Genomic DNA, 16,596 nt, shown 5'->3' on the forward strand with positions numbered 1-16,596 from the left:
GGACAGGGGTCGGCGCGGCGACCCTGGGTGGCAGGACCGCCGCGCCGGTGAACAGGTCTTGCTATTTGGTTCTGGGCCGGGAGTGGAAACCGAGCCCCTCGTCCTGCGCGCCCATCCAGGCGGCCTCGTCGGACTTGCTGTCCGGGACATAGATCGGTTCGGCCCTGCGCGGGGCGGCGAGCTCCGGCGGCGGCGCCTGCTCGAACTCCTCGGCATCGATGACGAGCCGCTCGAGGTCGTTCTCCAACCTGCGTACGGTGGCCGCGTCGCCGTAGTTGGAGCGCAGTGCGCCGATCGATTGCCGGAGTTGGCCGACCGCGTAGCGCAGTTCCGCGATATCGCTGCGTGTCATCGTTACCTCCTGTGTATATGGCGGGCATACCGACTCGTCGGATCACCTGGCACGCCCGTGAACCCCCGGGCCGCACTGCACCGAGTCGTGTGACTCACCACACAACGTGATCTCCACCACAATAACCGAGCTTTTCGGTTTGCGCCCGAAGTTGGCCCGGATTTCACGGTTGCCGTCCGGTAACTCCCGGGCTCAGCCCGCGACGGCGTAGTGCCCGTGGACGCCGGCGGCCGCGCGCGCGACCAGCGTGGCGATCGAGTGGGCGACCTCCTCGGCGCACTCGAGGATGACGCTGTGCCCCGCGCCCTCGATCCGCACCAGTTCGGCGCCCGCCAGCTGGGAGGCGAGCACCACCGAGTGCGTGAACGGCACCATCAGGTCGGCCGAGCCCGCCAGCACCAAAGTGGGCAGCTCGCGCAGTCGCGGCAGGGTGTGCGCCTCGTCGAAGGTCAGCAGCGAGCTCAGGAAACCCGACATGGTCAGCAGCGGCGTTTCGTTGAGCACCGCGGTCGCGATCGCGGCGACCCGTGGGTTCACCCGCCTGGTCCCCGCGCTCGCCTCGCGGATCAGCGGCCCGAAGATCCAGCGGGAGAAGCGCTTCGACGCCTGCATCACCCGCGGCGCGTGCACGACGGCACGCTGGAGCGAGGCGACGGCGTGCCGGTTGAGCAGCCTGCCGAGGCCGACCTCGGTGATCCCGCCCGCCGCGCCCGCGATCAATCCGATCCCGGCGACACGCTCGCCGATCGCCGCCGGGAACAGCCGGGCGTAGGCCAGCAGCACCATCGCGCCCATCGAATGGCCGACCAGCACGACCGGCCCCTTCGGCGCGACCGCGCGCAGCACGGCGTCGAGGTCGGTGGCGAGCTGGTCGATCGTGTAGGTCGTGTGGTGGGCGTGCCCGGACTCGCCGTGGCCGCGGTGGTCGTAGAACACCATCCTGGTCCCGGCGTCCCAGTGCTCGAGCAGCTGTTCGCGCAGGATCGCCCAGGACCCGGTGTGCAGGCAGTGACCGTGGACGAAGACGACGGTCAGCGTCGCATCGTCGGCGCCGAAGGTGCGAACCGCGATCGGCACGCCGTCGTCGGCGGTGACCGTCGCGCGACGGCCTTCGGAAGCAGCGATGGCGAAAGTCTTCGACATAACGGCCTCCTGGGTTCCGGAGCGCTGGTACGGCGGCCCGCCACAGCGTGGGGGTACGCGTACTGGTTGTTTCGAATCAGATTTCCGGACCGTTAGCCCGTGAATCCTCGCGTTACCCAGCTGATGCGCAACCGAATCCGGACGGGCTCCGGTCGTTACCAAGGAGACTCTTCGGCTCTCTAGCGGTATTGCTAGAAATCTGTAGATCAACCCGCGAACGCGGCGCCTGAGATTTGTATCGGCATATCTAGGAGAGGGGCTAGATGGCCGCAGAGAGCTATACGCTCCGGAGGTAGCGGCCGAAGTGGGGGACCGTGAAGCCGATCGTGCCGCGTTCGGCCGAGTAGATCAGGCCCTTCTTGATCAGGCCGTCGCGCGCGGGGGAGACCGAGGCGGGCTTGCGGCCGAGTTCGGCGGCCACCGCCGAGGTGGCGACCGGGCCGTCGTCGCCGGCGAGGTCGGCCATCGCGCGCATGTACTCGCGTTCGGCGGGCGTGGCGCGCTCATAGCGGGAACCGAAGAAGCCGACCGCCAGTTCCTCCTCGGCCGTAGGCGAGGCCACCTCGACGTCCTCGGCGGTGATCGGGCTCTCCGGGGCCTGATCCCAGGCCGCCTTGCCGTAGGCCTGCACGAAATACGGGTAGCCGTCGGCCTTTTGGTACAGCGAGTCCAGGGCTGCCTCGGTGAACTTCACTTCCTCGCGTTCGGCCGGGGCGATCAGCGCGAGGTCGGCCGACTCCCGGTCGAGCCGATCGATGCGGTGATAACTGAACAGCCGCTCCGAGTAGCTCTTGGACGCCGAGAGCACCGCGGGCAGATGCGGCAGGCCGGCGCCGACGACGATCAGCGGCGCGGCGTCCTGGCTGAGCTCATGACAGGCGCCGCAGATCGCGGACACGTCGGCCGGGCCCAGATCCTGCATCTCGTCGATGAAGATGCCGATCCCGACGCCGATGTCGGCCGCCAGCGCCGCGGCCTCGGAGAACAGTTCGATCAGGTCGATCTCGATATCGCCGGAATCGGCGCGCCCGGTCACCGCGGGCACGTCGATGCCGGGCTGCCAGCGTTCGCGCATGCCCTTGTCGGCGGTGGCGCGCAGGGCGAAGGCCTTGAGGATGCCGAGGAAGTCGTCGACGCGCTCGGGATTGCGGTGCGCCATCGCGATCGCGCGCACCGCCATGTGCAGCGCGGACGACAGCGGCCTGCGCAGATCCTGATCCGGCCGCGCCTCGATCTTGCCGGTGCCCCAGCTGCGCGAGACGGCGGCCGAGCGAAGCTGGTTGAGCAGCACGGTCTTTCCCACGCCACGCAAACCGGTGAGCATCACGCTGCGTTCCGGCCTGCCCCTGGCGACGCGCTCGAGCACGATGTCGAAGGCGGCCAGTTGCTTGTCGCGCCCGGCCAATTCGGGTGGACGTTGGCCGGCGCCGGGGGCGTAGGGATTGCGCACGGGGTCCATGCCGGACAACCGTAGCGCGTCGGCACGGCAGAATCTCGGTAACTCTGGGCTGTGTCCTAGATACTGCTAGCGAATGCAAGACGAGCGGAACGGGGACGGAGCGGCATGTTCGAGGAATCCCAGCGCGATGGTCACGACGCCGAGCCCGCGGTGGCCTCCACCGCCGAGATCGTCGCGGGCTGGGAGCTGCCCGCAGGCGCGTTCCTGGCCGACACCATCCGGCGCGGCGTGCTCGCCACCATCGACGCCGGATACGACGATCCGACGGCGATCGCGGACCTGGCGATCGGGCCGCTGGTGATCGCGCTCGGCAGGCTGGAAGTCGACCTGGCCGACGCGCGCACGCGCATCGCGGAGCTGGAGCGACGGCTCGCCCGCCGCGGCTGATAACGAAACAGCGATGCGGAGATCGGACCGTTACGCGTGGCGACACGCCGGGGATATGCCCCCTGTTCTGGGGGTTTGCGGGATGCGAGAAAACAACTTGCGCGCTTCGCTGGACAGCCTGCATCACAGGCCGTAATCTTCTCGTGACTTAGTGGAGTCTGTCGCTTCGTCAGAGAAACGGCGCCATTGAGTCACCGCCGAACAAGTCGTCGCACCAAGCGATCCCGACGACGCGGTGGTGGAGCAGCAAGATCGGAGACTCGTCTCGGTGGGTAAACACAGCTTGCAGCGGGATTCTCGACTGCCGAATTCCGTCAAGGGTGCACTCGTTCTGGGTGCGGTGGCCGCCACGACCGGTGCGATGCCCGCGATTTCGCAGGCCGCCACGATCAACATTCCCGGCCTCGGTAACTTCGATCTGCCGCCGGAGCTCGAGCAGCCCGCGCAGCAGGTGGAGAAGCAGCTTCAGGCGATGGTCGCGCCGCAGGGCCCGGCCGCACCGCAGCTGCCGAGCGTCACCTTCGACAACCCGTTCCAGCAGCAGCAGTCGGCGGGCAACGTCGCGCTCGACGCGGCGCGGACCAAGCTGGGCGCGGTCTACAGCTGGGGTGCCGCAGGCCCCTCGAGCTTCGACTGCTCCGGCCTCGTGCAGTGGGCCTACCGTCAGGCCGGTATCGAACTGCCGCGCACCAGCTTCGAGCAGTCGCACGTCGGCGCGCCGGTGTCCTTCGACAACCTGCAGGCCGGTGACATCGTCATCACCAACGGTGGCGGCCACGTCGGCATCTACGCGGGCAACGGTCAGCTGCTGAACGCGGTGCAGTCGGGCACCCCGGTGTCCTACACCCACCTCAGCGCCGACGACGTCGTCACGGCTCGCCGTATCGTCTAAGGGGTGAGCCCCGCCGAACAACGCTCCATCACCCAGGCCCGCGTCGATTCGTGGATCTGGGCGGTGCGCTTGTTCAAGACGCGCTCGGCCGCGGCGGAAGCCTGTCGTGGCGGGCACGTGCGTGTCAACGGTGTGACCGTGAAACCGGCGCACCAGGTGAAACTCGGTGACGAGGTCAGGATCCGGCACGCGGGCATCGAACGCATCGTCGTCGTGGAGCGGATCATCCACAAGCGCGTCGGACCACCGATCGCCGCGCAGTGCATGATCGACCGCAGCCCGCCGCCACCGCCGAAGGAAGTCCTCGCGTCCATCCCGCAGCGTGAGCGCGGCGCGGGCAGGCCGACCAAACGTGAACGCCGCGAAACGGATCGGCTGATGGGCCGCTCCGACTAGACAGGCGCTTTCGCTGCCAACCTGCTAGCCGCCACCGTCGCGATCGCGATCGTGCACAGCGTGGCCAGCATGATCGCCGAACCCTCACCCGGCACCAGCACGCCCAGCTGACTCCCCACCGTCACCGCGGCGACCGGCACCCCGATCTGCGCCGCCGCCAGCGCACCGTAGGTCAGCGGCTGGCGGATGACTCGCGTCGTGCAGTGCACCGCGACCGCGCCGAGACCGAGCGTCAGTCCGAGCAGGATGAACTGCGGATGCTCCCCGAGTTCACGCAGATCCAGCCGCGCCCCGAGCCAGACGAAGAACAACGGCGCCAGCAGACCGTCGCTGATCGCGAACACCTGCCTGGCCACCCGGCGCGGTTCACCGACACCAGCCACCGCCAGACCGGCCGCGAAACCGCCGAGCATGATCGACACATGCATCGCGCTCGCCACCCCGCACAGCGCGAACACCAGCACCAGACTCACCCGCAGCTCCAGGGTGAACTTGCGCTCCGCGGACACCACGTGCACCTGCCGCTGCGCGCCCGTCTGCTGCAGATACCGCAGGATCAGGAACATCACGACCGCACAGGCGGCGACCACCACCGCACCGAGCGCGGCCCGCGCCGCATTGCCCGGGTCGATCACCAGCGGTAACGCCACGATGCAGGCGGTGTCGGCGATGGCGACCTGGGCGGTGAGGGCGAGCACCGGCGGTCCGCTCAACCGCAGCGAGTCGATGATCGGCAGCGCCATCGCCGCCGAGGACGACGCCATCAGCACCGCGTAGATCGCGCCGTGGCCGATGCCGAAGGCCTGCGCCACCGCCCAGCCCGCGACCGCCGCGACGACGCCGACCAGCACTGCCCGCACCACCCCGGCGCCCAGCGCGCCGCGCACGGCCGGATCGCGGACCGGAACATGGGTACCCGCCGCGAACATCACCAGCGCGAAACCCATATCGGCGAGGAAGACGAAGATCGGATCCTCGGCGTCGAGGATCCGCAATCCCGTCGTGCCGAAGATGATCCCGGCGATCAGCTCGCCGAGGATGACCGGCAGATGCAGCCGTTTCGGCAGGGCCAGCAGCGGCCCGGCGACCCCGAGCGCGACGACCAGCGCCAGGGTCGCGAAGGTCATGGCATCGCGGCGATCTTGGCTGGAATGCCGCAGTTCTCGTCGGCGAAGTAGAGCGCGCACACCCGGTGGTAGCCGTCGGCGATCAGCATCGGCACATTCTCGCGGCAGTCACCGCGCACCAGCAGGACCGGCGAGAGTGGCTTGCCCTCGTTGATCTTCAGCAGGTCCTTGCGCACGTGCGGGTTGTCGGGCGTGAGCGCTTCGAGCTGGGAGGCGCGCAGAATGTCCTTCGCCTTCTTCACGACCACCGGTGCGCTGCGGAGTTCGGCCACGATCGCCTCGACCACCGCCCTGTCGGCCAGCAGCTCGAGATAGTCGGCGGCGGCCGGATAGTCGTGTTCCTCCGGCGTGGCCTTCCACTGCACCTGGACGATTTGGTCTGCCATCGGATCATCATCCGCCGGTGCCGCCGGGGTTAGCGGGACGGTCGCTGGATGTTGTCGTTTGTTTGCCCGATCGGTATGCGCGAAAAAGTACATGGTGGTCGGGTTGTGGGCGATCGCCTACGGTGGCAGCTATGGGTGAGCGCAGGCCGATGTTATCGACGCTTCTTGCCTGCTGTGTCGCTGTCGCCGCCACGGTCCCGCGCCTGCTGTGGCCGCGGCAGGCGAACACCGCTTTCCTCGCCGAACTCGAGTCGGCCCCGCTACCCCCGGCGCACAACACCGTCGAGCTCACCGCGCTGATCCAGGCCGACCTGTCCGCGCCGACGGCGATCGTCGCCGAGGGCGTGCGGACGCCGCGCTCGACTCCGCTGACCATGGCGACCTTCCTGGTCCGGCACCCGTCGGCCACGTTCCTGGTCGACCCGGCGATCTGCGCCGGCGTGCACGAGCGGGTGCTGCCCGAGCTGCCGTTCCCGGTCCCGCTGCTGGTCGCGCCCGAGCAGCCGGTGCACGGACTGAGCGAGGTGCTCGCCGCCAACGAGCTGACCGGCGCCGACATCGACTTCGTCCTGCCAACCCACCTGCACTGGGACCACGTCGCCGGGCTGTACGAGCTGCCAGGCTGGGTGCCGATCCGGGTGCCCGACGTCGAATACCGCTGGGCGATGGGCGGATCGCACGCCCCGCTCGGCGTCGCGCGCGGTCCGCTGCGCGGGCGCGTCTTCGATCTCTACGAGCTCGACGGACCGCCGGTGCTCACCTTCGCCCGCAGCCCCGACCTGTTCGGCGACGGTTCGGTGCTGCTGGTCGACCTGGCCGGGCACACGCCGGGCAGCATCGGTGTGCTGCTCGCCGTCGACGACGGGTCGCGGGTGCTGCTCGCGGGCGACGCGGTGTGGAGCACGCTGCAGGTCGAGCTGCTGCGGGAGAAGGCACCGATGCCGGGCGAACTGTTCGACGCCGATCGCGACGCCGCTTTCGAGACCGTGCACCGTCTGCACGCGCTGCCCGAGGGTATCGAGCTGATCCCGGGACACGACCGTGCCGCCGTCACCGCGCGCGCCGCGCACTGACCCTCAGCCCGCGAGCCCTTCCGCAACACTCGCGTACCGCGGCCGCCAGCCCAGTTCCTCGTGCGCCAGCGCACTAGAGACCTGCATCGAGGTATCGGACATGAGCGCGCCGATATAAGGCACAGCCAGCCGGATCATCCACGCGGGCAACCGGATCGGCCGCGGCGTGCCATGACTACTGGCCACCTCGCCGAAGAACTCACCCCAGGTGATCGGCGTATCGTCGGCCAGGTTGTACGCCCGCCCCGCCGTCCCCCGTTCGAGCGCCGCGACCGTCGCCGCCGCGGCATCCTCGACGTGGATCCAGCTGTTCACCCCACCGGAGCCGAGCGGCCCGACCGGGCTGCGCTTGCGCATCATGTCGGCGAACAGATCGCTGAACGCGCCGGGACCGTAGAACAGCCCATACCGCAACGCGATTCCGTCGACCGGCGCCGCGAACACCAGATCCTCCCCGGCGACGGTCGCGCGCACGACCTCGTCGGCCACGCCGCCGTTGTACACGCCGAACTGATCGCGCTCGGTCACCGGCCGGTCGCCGTGATCGTGATAGCCGTAGCCGAGGATCAGCGACTGGGTGAGGAAGCGTCCCGCGCCGACCAGCCCGGCGGCCTCCAGCAGGTTGGCGGTGCCGACGGTGCGCAGCAGGCCGGTCGGATCGTCGGCCGGAATCCGGCGCTGCACCTTCGCGTCGCGCAGCGCGGTCGCCTCGTGGATCACGGCGTCGGCGGCGGTGCCGTCGAGCGCGCGGAGCAGCCCGTCGCGATCGAGGACGTCGGCGGTGATCGGCTCGGCGCCGAGTTCGCGCACGAGCGGATGGGAATCGGGATTGCGCACGATGGCCGACACGTGGTGACCGTTCGCGGTCAGCGCGCGGATGAGCGGGCGGCCGATGGCGCCGGTGGCGCCTGCGAGCAGAACCTGCATGAGAGTTCCTTCCGGGCGAGCGAGTGTTTCCCTGCTACCTGGACGAGCGACGACCTCGCGATGTGACGCTCTGTGACCGGCTTCACCTGGCCTGCGGCGACCGGAAACTTGTGCGATGTCACGGCGGGTCGACGGCGTGTCGGTGTGTATCGTGCGGCTCATGCGAGTCGACGGTCGGGAGATCCCGGTCACGGGAAGTCTCCTGCAGCCGCTGACCCGGCGGACCAGCGACATCATCCGGGTCGCGCTGGCGGCTATCGGGGTCGGAGTGGTGGTCGCCGCCTCGTTGATCACCAGGCCGGAATGGCTGGCGCTGGAACGGGCGGTGTCCAATATCGTCGACTTCCTCAGCCAGGACCAGTCCACCATGATCTACCTGGTCTACGGAATGCTCATCCTGGCCCTGCCGTTCGCCATCCTGATCGAACTGGTGGTGCGCAGGCAGTGGAAGCTGCTCGCGGGATACGCGGCCGCGGGTCTGCTCGCCTTGCTGGCGCTCTCGATCACCGGGGCAGGCATCTCGACGCCGAAATGGCATCTGCCGGCACCGGACCGATTCGACACCTTCCTCGCGCAGTTCCTCGACGACCCGCGCTGGATCGCGATGCTGGCCGCGATGCTCACCGTCTCCAGCCCGTGGCTGCCGGTACGGCCCCGGCGCTGGATGTGGTTCCTGCTGTTGATGTTCGCGCCTATTCACCTGGCGGTCAGCTCCGTGGTGCCGGCCAGGGCCATGCTCGGGCTGGTGGTCGGCTGGCTGGTCGGCGCGGTGATCGTGTGGCTGGTCGGCACGCCCGCGCTCGAGGTGCCGCTGGAGGCGGCGGTCCGGGTGCTGGCCCGGCGTGGCTATACCGTGCGTGCCTTTCGGGTCGACCGGCCCGCCGGACGCGGTCCGCTGCTGCTCGCGACCGAGGTCGACGGCCCGGAGTCCGAGCTCGTCGTCGAGATGTACGGCAAGAATCAGCGCAGCTTCGGCGCGGTAAAACAGCTGTGGCGCTGGATCACCTTCCGTTCCAGCGAGACCGCGCCGCTACACGGGTCGATGCATCGGGCGGTGGAACATCGGGCGTTGCTCGGCATCGCGATCGGCGACGTCGGCATGGCCGACTGCCGACAGGTCGCCGTGGCGGGCCTCGACCGCGGCTGGATGCTGTACGCGCACACCGTTCCGCATGGCACGCCGATCCAGAAGCTGTCGGCGCAGGTCCTGCCCGGGGTGTGGCGTTCGTTGCTGCGGTTGCACGAGAACCAGATCAGCCTCGGTGATCTGCAGCCCGGCAATGTTCGAGTCCACCAGGGCGACACGCTGTTCGGCGGCTTCGCGGCCGCCGAGTTCGGCGCCTCCGAGGCGCAACGGCAGACCGACATCGCCCAGCTGCTGGTCACGACGACCTCGCTGTACGGCAAACACGAAGCGGTGTCGGCGGCGATCGGGGTGCTGGGGGAGAGCACCGTCGTCACCGCGGCCAGGCGCCTCACGAAATCGGCCATGCCGACGGGCATCCGCAAGTCGGTGCCCGACTGGACCAAGGTGATGGCCACCGCGCGCGAGGAGATCCGCGAGCAGACCGGGCACGACCGCATCCAGTCCGCGCAGCTCACCCGCTTCACCCGCAATCAGATCATCCAGCTGGTGCTGTTGTTCGCGCTGGTCTACGTCGCCTATCCGTTCTTCAGCCAGGTGCCGACCTTCTTCAGCCAGCTGCGCACCCTGAACTGGTGGTGGGCGCTGCTCGGCCTGGTGATCGCGGCGCTCACCTACGTCGCCGCGGCGGTCGCGCTCGGCGCGTGCGCGGACTGGGTGGTCAAGATGCGCTACCTGTTCGTGGAACAGCTGGCCAACACCTTCGTCGCCACGACGACCCCAGCCGGCGTCGGCGGTCTGGCGCTGAGCGTGCGGTTCCTGCAGCAGGCGGGTATGACGACCATGCGCGCCACCGCCGCGGTGGCGCTGCAGCAATCGGTGCAGGTGATCACCCACATCGTGCTGCTGGTCGTGTTCAGCGTGGTGGCGGGAACCTCGACCAACCTCGCCCACATCGTGCCCGACGCGACGGTGCTGTACCTGGCCGCCGGCGTCGGTGTCGGGCTGATCGGCGCGTTCATGTTCGTGCCGAAACTGCGTCGCTGGGTGAATCAATCGGTGCGGCCGCAGTTGAGGGAAGTCCTCGGCGAACTCGCCGACCTGGCTCGCGACCCGATCCGGTTCTCGCTGATCGTCGGCGGCTGCGGCGCGATCACGCTCGGGAAGGCGTTCGCGCTGTGGGTGAGTGTCGAAGCCTTCGGCGGCGGTACGGATTTCGTCGCCGTCACCATCGTCACCATGATCGGCGGCACGCTCGCCTCGGCCGCACCGACACCCGGTGGCGTCGGCGCGGTCGAGGCCGCGCTGATCGGTGGTCTTGCCGCCTTCGGCGTTCCCGCCGAGATCGCGGTCCCCTCTGTTCTGCTCTACCGCGTCCTGACCTGCTGGATCCCCGTCGCGCTCGGCTGGCCGATCATGCGCTGGATGGGCGAGAAGGAGATGATCTGAGCCCCGCGTAGTTCACGTCCTCCGGCAACGGCGCTCGCTGCCAGCCGAGTGGTCTGCACGAAAGCCTTCACGTTGCCTGCTGTCCAGTTGCTAGCGTCTTGAATCATGGTGGCGCGCAATGCTGTCTGATCCACGGGGGTGCGGCGGCGTGGACGTTTCCGGTGGTTGATCCGTCAACGGCACGGTCGCGTGTGAGTTGCCGGTGGATCGCCTACCAAGCCGGTCGGTTGGTTCTTCGCAATGATCGGCCGTCCGACGTGAACCGTCCCACAGCGACAGCGGGTACGTGCGGGGTGGGGATTCTGCGCATAAACTGTCTGGGACGTAGCCGGATGACCGAGAGGTGTTGTTTCGATGGGATCCCGGACGGTGGTCGCCGACGTCGCCGACGAGTTGGCACGCCGGGTAGCCACCGGCGAGTACCGGCCCGGCGAGCTGATGCCGTCGGTCCGCCAGGTCGCCGACGAGTTCGGGATGAACCGCGCCACCGCGCAACTCACCCTCGGCAGGCTCGAGTCCTACGGCTTCGTCGAGGCCCGTCGCGGCAAGGGTTTCACGATCCGCGACGTCAGGGAAGAGGGCGGGATGGATGTCTACCGGCATCTGTTCCGGTTCTCCGTCACCGCGCCGGACGTCGCCGCCGAGATGTTCACCGACATCGTCGAGGTCGAACGGGGCATCGTGCTGGAGGCACTGCTCGGCTACACCGAGGCGGAGAAGGTGCTCGATTCCGCCGAACTCGCCGCCGCCGTCGACGAGCTGGAGGCGATGGCCCGCCAGTCCGCGCCCGATCACGTGCGCATCATCGCCGCCGAGATCGCCCTCGTGCGCGAGCTGCTCGGCGTTCTCGGGATGAGCATGCAACGCGCCGTGCTGAATTCGGTGGCCGACATGGTCGTCGAGGTGCCGGAGGCGATCGCCGCCTACTTCGCGGTGGCGCCGGATCTGCACGTGCTCGTCTGGCGGGCGCTGCTGGCGGTGTGGGATGCCGAGTCGGCGCCGACCGAGGCCCAGCTCGCCCTGTTCGAGGACCTGTTCGCGCTGTACCACGAGAAGGTGATCGCCCGCTTCGACGAACTCGTCGGCGCGACGCCTCTCGAATCCACGGCCGCCACCGCCTGAGCGAAACCGGCTCAGCTGTCTGGGTCGGATTTCGGCGGGGACGGCCGCGACGGCCGACCGGTCAGCCGTTGAGCTTGGTCAGCCGGTCATACGCGGTGACGTACTCCTCGACCAGCCGGTTGACCACATCGGCACTGCGCTCGATCTTGTTCATCATGCCGACGACCTGGCCGACCGGATTGAAGTTCACGTCCTTGGCGGCCTCGGGGTAGCGGTGCCCGCGCTTCACGCCGTCGAGGGCGACCATCATCTGCAGCGGCATCGGCAGCGGGTCGGGGTTCTCGGTGTCCTCCCACGCGTCGGTCCAGTCGTTGCGCAGCATGCGGCACGGCTTACCGGTCCACGAGCGCGAGCGGATGGTGTCGTGGCTGGTGGCCTCGAGGTAGGTGTCCATCTGCGCGGGCGGCACATTGGCCTCCTCGACGGTCAGCCACAGCGAGCCGGTCCACGCGCCCGCCGCGCCCATCGCCAGCGCCGCCGCGACCTGCGCGCCGTTGCCGATACCACCGGCCGCCAGCACCGGCGTATCGCCGATCGCCTCGATGACCTGCGGCCACAGCACCAGCGAGGACACCTCGCCGCAGTGCCCGCCGCCCTCGGTGCCCTGGACCACCACGAAGTCCAGCCCGGCCGCCTTGTGGTTCATCGCGTGCTTGACCGAACCGCAGAGCGCGCCGATCACCCGGCCGGAGTCCTGGATGCGCTTGACGACGTCCTCGGGCGGGGTGCCGAGCGCGTTCGCGACCAGCTTCGCCTTCGGGTGGTTGAGAATCACGTCGACCTGCGGGCCCGCGGTGGTCGCGGTCCAGCCGAGCAGCTCGTTGTGGTGCTCACCGTCGGGCAGCGCGGGCACCCCGTGGTCGGCCAGGATCTTCTGGGCGAAGTCGCGATGGCCCTGCGGAACCATCTGCGCCAGCTGCTGTTCCAGCTGTTCGGGGGTCAGGCCTTCGACGCCCTTGCCCTCGTACTTCGACGGGATCACCAGGTCGACGCCGTAGATGCCGTTGACATGCTCGTCGAGCCAGGCGAGCTCCACTTCGAGCTGTTCGGCGGTGAAGCCGACGGCGCCGAGCACGCCGAGTCCGCCCGCGTTGCTCACCGCTGCCACGACATCGCGGCAGTGAGTGAAGGCGAAGATGGGGAACTCGATGCCGAGCTGTTCGCAGAATTCGGTACGCATACCGAACTGTAACACGTTCTAGTTTGCCCGATAAGGGCCAATTTCAGGCGGCCGCGGCCTCCAGCTCGGTCAGCGAATCCTCCAGGTGATCGAGCAGTCGATGCAGGTCGGGCAGGGTGCGGCGGCAGCCGACCAAGCCGAAATCGAGGTTGTCGCCATTCGAGGTGAGGGTGATGTTGACGGCCTGGCCGTCCAGCGGGATAGACAGCGGGTAGCTCGCGTCCAGCCGTGAGCCGTTCCAGTACAGCGGCTCCCGCGCGCCCGGCACATTCGAGATGACGATGTTGAACGGCGGCGTCGCCATCGAGGCGAAACCGGGCAGCAGCATCGCCGCCATCGGGCTCAGCATCACCCCGGCGACCGCGAGCGTCTGGGCGGGCGTCAGCGAGCGGTAGACCTCCTTGTTGCGCCGCGTCGACTCGCTCACCACGCGCAGCCGCTCCAGCGGATCGGCGACGTCGGTGCCCAGATTGCACAGCAGCGCCGCGATCTTCACGCCCTGGGTGTCGGTGTCGTCCTCGTCGCGCAGCGACATCGGCACCATCGCGATCATCGGCTTGTCCGGCAGGGCGTCGCGTTCGAGCAGATAGGCGCGCAGCGCGCCCGCCGACATCGCCAGCACCACATCGTTGACGGTGGTCCCGGTCGCCTTCTTCACCTGCTTGACCCTGTCCATCGACCAGGTGCGCACCACGCACCTGCGCGCACCGCCGATCGGCACATTGAACAGCGTGCGCGGCGCCTCGAACGGCAGTGTCAGCTGCTGCTGCAGCAGGCCGGTGCGGGTCGCCCGCATCAGCGCGGCGGTCGACGAACCCGCCGAGCCGAGGTTGCCGAGCAGGCCGCCCAGCCGGGTTCGGTGTTCGCGTGGCTCCTCGGCGCGCTGCTTGCGCGGCAGGTTCCACGGCGTCTTGATCTCGGTAGTGAAGGGATCGGTGGTGAGTGTGCGCCGCAGCAGCCGCTGCGCGGACACACCGTCGATCAGCGAGTGGTGCATCTTCGAGTACAGCGCGAACCGGCCGTCGGCCAGGCCCTCGACGAAGTGCAGCTCCCACATCGGGCGGTGCCGGTCGAGCAGGGCGCTGTGCAGCTTCGAGGCGTGATCGAGCAGCTGGCCGATCAGGCCTGGCGCGGGTAACGCGCTGCGCTGGACGTGATAGTCCAGGTCGACCTCATGGTCCTGGGTCCAGGCCAGCTGGGGCGCGCCCAGCCAGGTGGCGGGCCGCTTGCGGAAGGTCGGCCTGCAGGTGTTGTCGGCGAGCAGGGTGTCGCGGAACTCGCGCAGATAGTCCGGGCCCGCGTCCTCCGGCGGTTCGAACAGCTGCAGTGAGCCCACATGCATCGGGTGCTCACGAGATTCCGCGAGCAGGAACAGCGCATCCAACGGCGCGATGAACTCCATCACAAATCGCCCCCTGACGAGAGTGGTTCGGTGCAAGTGTGTAGACAATCGACCACGCTGTCGGGTCGGCACCGCGACGCATCGCGTGCCGCCTTCCAAGTTACCCGGGCGTTCGGTGTCGCGTCAGCTGAACGGCCACACCATCCGTCCGGGCCCAGCCGCGCTCGCCAGAAAGACGCGGCCCCGGCCGGATTCGGCTGCGGTCAGACCTGGGCGGGCTCGGCCTGCCGGGCCTCGACCACGTCCTCGATGACCTCGGCCACGCGCAGCTCGGCGGTCTGCTCCTCGATCTCCTGCTCGAAAGCCGCGTCCTCGATGGGCATTTCGTCGACCGGCTCGTCGACCGGCTCGGACACCGGCGGCGCGGGTGCCGGAACCGGCGGGACCGCAGGGCCTTTCGTGGCGATGTCGATACCGAGTTCGATCCGCGTCGTCTCCACCAGCGCCCGCTCCTGCTCGGCGGCATGGCGCATCGCCTTCTGCCACAGCGAGGCCATCTCCTCGAGCTCCTCGACCGTGGCCTCCACATCGATGTGCAGCTTCAGCCGCTGCATGGTGATGTGCTGGGCGGCGGTGAGAGTGCGCAGCAGGTCTTCGCACTTGTTCGGGATCCGGCGGTGCGCCACGACCCGCAGCCGGGTCAGCATGCCGTTCGGGCGATCCCAGATCACCTTGTGGATCTGCGCGCCGACGTTGTCGATCTCCTCCGCGGTGACGAGATCCCATTCCCCGCAGCTGGTCAGGTCGGCGCGCACCGAGGCCGAGGTCTCCAGGATCGAGGCGACAGCGGCGAGCACCACCTCCCGGCGCCACGCCTCGTGATCACGCTGGTCACCCACCATGTTCGACAGCTCGACATTGCGCTGCGCGGCGTCGAGTGCCTGCCTGCCGCGCTCGTCTGCCGCGGCGATGCCCTCGCGGTGGGTGCGGTTGTTGGCGATGACACCGACCAGAACTGCGGCGGCGACGACGAGCGAACCGAGGAGTGGGAGCCACTGAGTCACCCGCCGATCATTGCATCGAGGCACCGCACAGTCATCATGATCGGCGCGTTGCCTGGCGATGTCGCCCGGAGTGTCGGTGCTGAGAAACGACAATCCCCGGTGGGCGGCGTGGCCCACCGGGGATTGTGCGGTCTCGATCAGTTCGTCGGAGCCGGGGTGGTGGTCGTCGGCTCGACGGTCGTGGTCGGCGCCACCGTGGTGGTCGGTGCCGGCGCGGCCGTTGTGGTCGTCGGCTCGGGCGCCGCGGCCTGGTTCGTCGCCGGTTCCTGCGCCGGAGCGGGCGTCGTGGTCGACGGCGTCGTCGTGGACGGGGCGACCGTCGTGGTCGAGGTGGTCGTGCTCGTGTCCGTCTTCGACGTGGTGGTCGGCGATGTCGTCTTCGCCGCGGTCGTCGACTTCGCCGTCGTGGTGCTCGGCGCCACCGCGGTGGTGGTCGTGGCGGGCTTGGTCGGCGCGGCCAGCGCGGCGGTCACATCGTCATCGGTGGGCGCCGACTTGGTGTCCACCTTCTCGCCTGCCTGCGCCTGCTTGGCCAGGTGGGTCAGCCACGCCGCCGCGTACTCGGCCGAGGTCAGCGGCTTGCCGTTGGCGGCGTCGGAGTCACGCCAGTAGTCGAAGTGATGACCGGTGCCGTTCGGGCCGAGGGTGAGCTGGTACGGGTCGCTCATCGCCACCGGGATGGTGTTCTGGTTCGTCACGATCAGCCCGACGATCTCGTTGAACACCTTCTGCGGCAGGTACGCCAGCGGCGAGATCTTCTCACCGGCGATGGTGTCGGCCTTCGCGGGCGCCTTGGTCTCACCCGGCTTGTAATCGGGGTCCGACACCTTCAGCAGCACGTCGAGGAAGGTCTCGTCGCTGGCCATCCAGTTCGGGTTCGAGCCGATGTCGGAGAAGGCCGCCATCGCGATCCGGCCGAGGGTGAAGGCCATGTCCTGGCCGGTGGCCGGGGTGAGCCCGTCGCGCTGCAGGTCGTCGACGTTGATCTGCCTGCCCACATTGGCGGCCAGCTGCAGCAGGGAGATGTTCTCCGGCGCCGCGCAGGTGAGGTCGCCCTCGGAGCAGAACGAGGCGATCTTGCCGTTGAGCGCGCCGAAGCCGCCGCCGGTCGTGACACCCGTGCCCGAGATCGGCTTGGTGCCGTCCTGGTACTTCTGGTCGAAGCCGTCCGGGTTGGCGAACGGGTCATCGGCGCCGATGAACGTGCCGTCGC

Annotated in this window: 15 protein-coding genes and 1 pseudogene; 6 read left to right on the top strand and 10 right to left on the bottom strand. The window is 68.8% G+C overall.

Going from position 1 to position 16,596, the window contains the following annotated elements; all coding sequences use genetic code 11:
• Nucleotides 1-61 precede the first annotated feature (61 nt).
• From ACFWPJ_RS05095 to ACFWPJ_RS05105, 3 genes are all read right to left on the bottom strand, one after another.
• Nucleotides 62-352, bottom strand: a complete 291-nt coding sequence (locus ACFWPJ_RS05095) for a hypothetical protein (protein WP_189031575.1) — start codon at nt 350-352, stop codon at nt 62-64.
• A 192-nt stretch (nt 353-544) separates the two neighbouring features.
• Nucleotides 545-1,495 (bottom strand): alpha/beta fold hydrolase, encoded by a 951-nt coding sequence (locus tag ACFWPJ_RS05100; protein ID WP_378847346.1) that lies wholly within the window; start codon nt 1,493-1,495, stop codon nt 545-547.
• 277 nt (nt 1,496-1,772) lie between these two features.
• Complete coding sequence (locus tag ACFWPJ_RS05105) at nt 1,773-2,954, bottom strand: AAA family ATPase (RefSeq protein WP_378847348.1); 1,182 nt, start codon at nt 2,952-2,954, stop codon at nt 1,773-1,775.
• A gap of 105 nt (nt 2,955-3,059) precedes the next feature.
• Here ACFWPJ_RS05105 and ACFWPJ_RS05110 point away from each other — a divergent pair, with 105 nt between their 5' ends.
• The 3 genes from ACFWPJ_RS05110 to ACFWPJ_RS05120 all read left to right on the top strand — a co-directional run bounded on the left by ACFWPJ_RS05110 (nt 3,060) and on the right by ACFWPJ_RS05120 (nt 4,629).
• Entirely contained in the window at nt 3,060-3,341 is a 282-nt protein-coding gene (locus ACFWPJ_RS05110; RefSeq protein ID WP_378847351.1) for a hypothetical protein, read from the top strand.
• A gap of 361 nt (nt 3,342-3,702) precedes the next feature.
• Entirely contained in the window at nt 3,703-4,233 is a 531-nt protein-coding gene (locus ACFWPJ_RS05115) for a C40 family peptidase (RefSeq protein ID WP_378847375.1), read from the top strand.
• 3 nt (nt 4,234-4,236) lie between these two features.
• Nucleotides 4,237-4,629 (top strand): RNA-binding S4 domain-containing protein, encoded by a 393-nt coding sequence (locus tag ACFWPJ_RS05120; protein WP_378847354.1) that lies wholly within the window; start codon nt 4,237-4,239, stop codon nt 4,627-4,629.
• On the opposite strand, the gene ACFWPJ_RS05125 is transcribed toward ACFWPJ_RS05120, so the two are convergent.
• Nucleotides 4,626-5,756, bottom strand: a complete 1,131-nt coding sequence (locus ACFWPJ_RS05125; protein ID WP_378847358.1) for a cation:proton antiporter — start codon at nt 5,754-5,756, stop codon at nt 4,626-4,628. The two genes, ACFWPJ_RS05120 and ACFWPJ_RS05125, sit on opposite strands and share 4 nt — an antisense overlap.
• Nucleotides 5,753-6,130, bottom strand: coding sequence for a hypothetical protein (locus ACFWPJ_RS05130; RefSeq protein ID WP_378847377.1), 378 nt, complete (start codon nt 6,128-6,130; stop codon nt 5,753-5,755). Before ACFWPJ_RS05130 ends, ACFWPJ_RS05125 begins: the two co-directional genes overlap by 4 nt.
• A 143-nt stretch (nt 6,131-6,273) precedes the next feature.
• Between ACFWPJ_RS05130 and ACFWPJ_RS05135 the strand changes: the two genes are divergently transcribed.
• Nucleotides 6,274-7,215, top strand: coding sequence for an MBL fold metallo-hydrolase (locus ACFWPJ_RS05135; protein WP_378847361.1), 942 nt, complete (start codon nt 6,274-6,276; stop codon nt 7,213-7,215).
• Between the two features lie 3 nt (nt 7,216-7,218).
• On the opposite strand, the gene ACFWPJ_RS05140 is transcribed toward ACFWPJ_RS05135, so the two are convergent.
• Nucleotides 7,219-8,142, bottom strand: a complete 924-nt coding sequence (locus tag ACFWPJ_RS05140; protein ID WP_378847364.1) for an NAD-dependent epimerase/dehydratase family protein — start codon at nt 8,140-8,142, stop codon at nt 7,219-7,221.
• A gap of 160 nt (nt 8,143-8,302) precedes the next feature.
• Here ACFWPJ_RS05140 and ACFWPJ_RS05145 point away from each other — a divergent pair, with 160 nt between their 5' ends.
• Complete coding sequence (locus ACFWPJ_RS05145; RefSeq protein WP_378847367.1) at nt 8,303-10,675, top strand: flippase-like domain-containing protein; 2,373 nt, start codon at nt 8,303-8,305, stop codon at nt 10,673-10,675.
• A 354-nt stretch (nt 10,676-11,029) separates the two neighbouring features.
• Complete coding sequence (locus ACFWPJ_RS05150; RefSeq protein WP_378847369.1) at nt 11,030-11,797, top strand: GntR family transcriptional regulator; 768 nt, start codon at nt 11,030-11,032, stop codon at nt 11,795-11,797.
• Between the two features lie 61 nt (nt 11,798-11,858).
• Here the strand turns inward: ACFWPJ_RS05150 and ACFWPJ_RS05155 are convergent, their stop codons facing one another.
• The 4 genes and pseudogenes from ACFWPJ_RS05155 to ACFWPJ_RS05170 form a co-directional block, all read right to left on the bottom strand.
• Nucleotides 11,859-12,977 (bottom strand): NAD(P)H-dependent flavin oxidoreductase, encoded by a 1,119-nt coding sequence (locus tag ACFWPJ_RS05155; protein ID WP_378847372.1) that lies wholly within the window; start codon nt 12,975-12,977, stop codon nt 11,859-11,861.
• 43 nt (nt 12,978-13,020) lie between these two features.
• Complete coding sequence (locus ACFWPJ_RS05160) at nt 13,021-14,379, bottom strand: wax ester/triacylglycerol synthase family O-acyltransferase (RefSeq protein WP_378847378.1); 1,359 nt, start codon at nt 14,377-14,379, stop codon at nt 13,021-13,023.
• A gap of 203 nt (nt 14,380-14,582) precedes the next feature.
• Entirely contained in the window at nt 14,583-15,383 is an 801-nt protein-coding gene (locus tag ACFWPJ_RS05165; protein ID WP_378847374.1) for a hypothetical protein, read from the bottom strand.
• 137 nt (nt 15,384-15,520) lie between these two features.
• A pseudogene (locus ACFWPJ_RS05170) lies at nt 15,521-16,596 on the bottom strand (cutinase); the annotation flags it as partial.

Origin of the sequence: Nocardia sp. NPDC058497, from assembly GCF_042720195.1 — a bacterium.
Taxonomy (GTDB): domain Bacteria; phylum Actinomycetota; class Actinomycetes; order Mycobacteriales; family Mycobacteriaceae; genus Nocardia.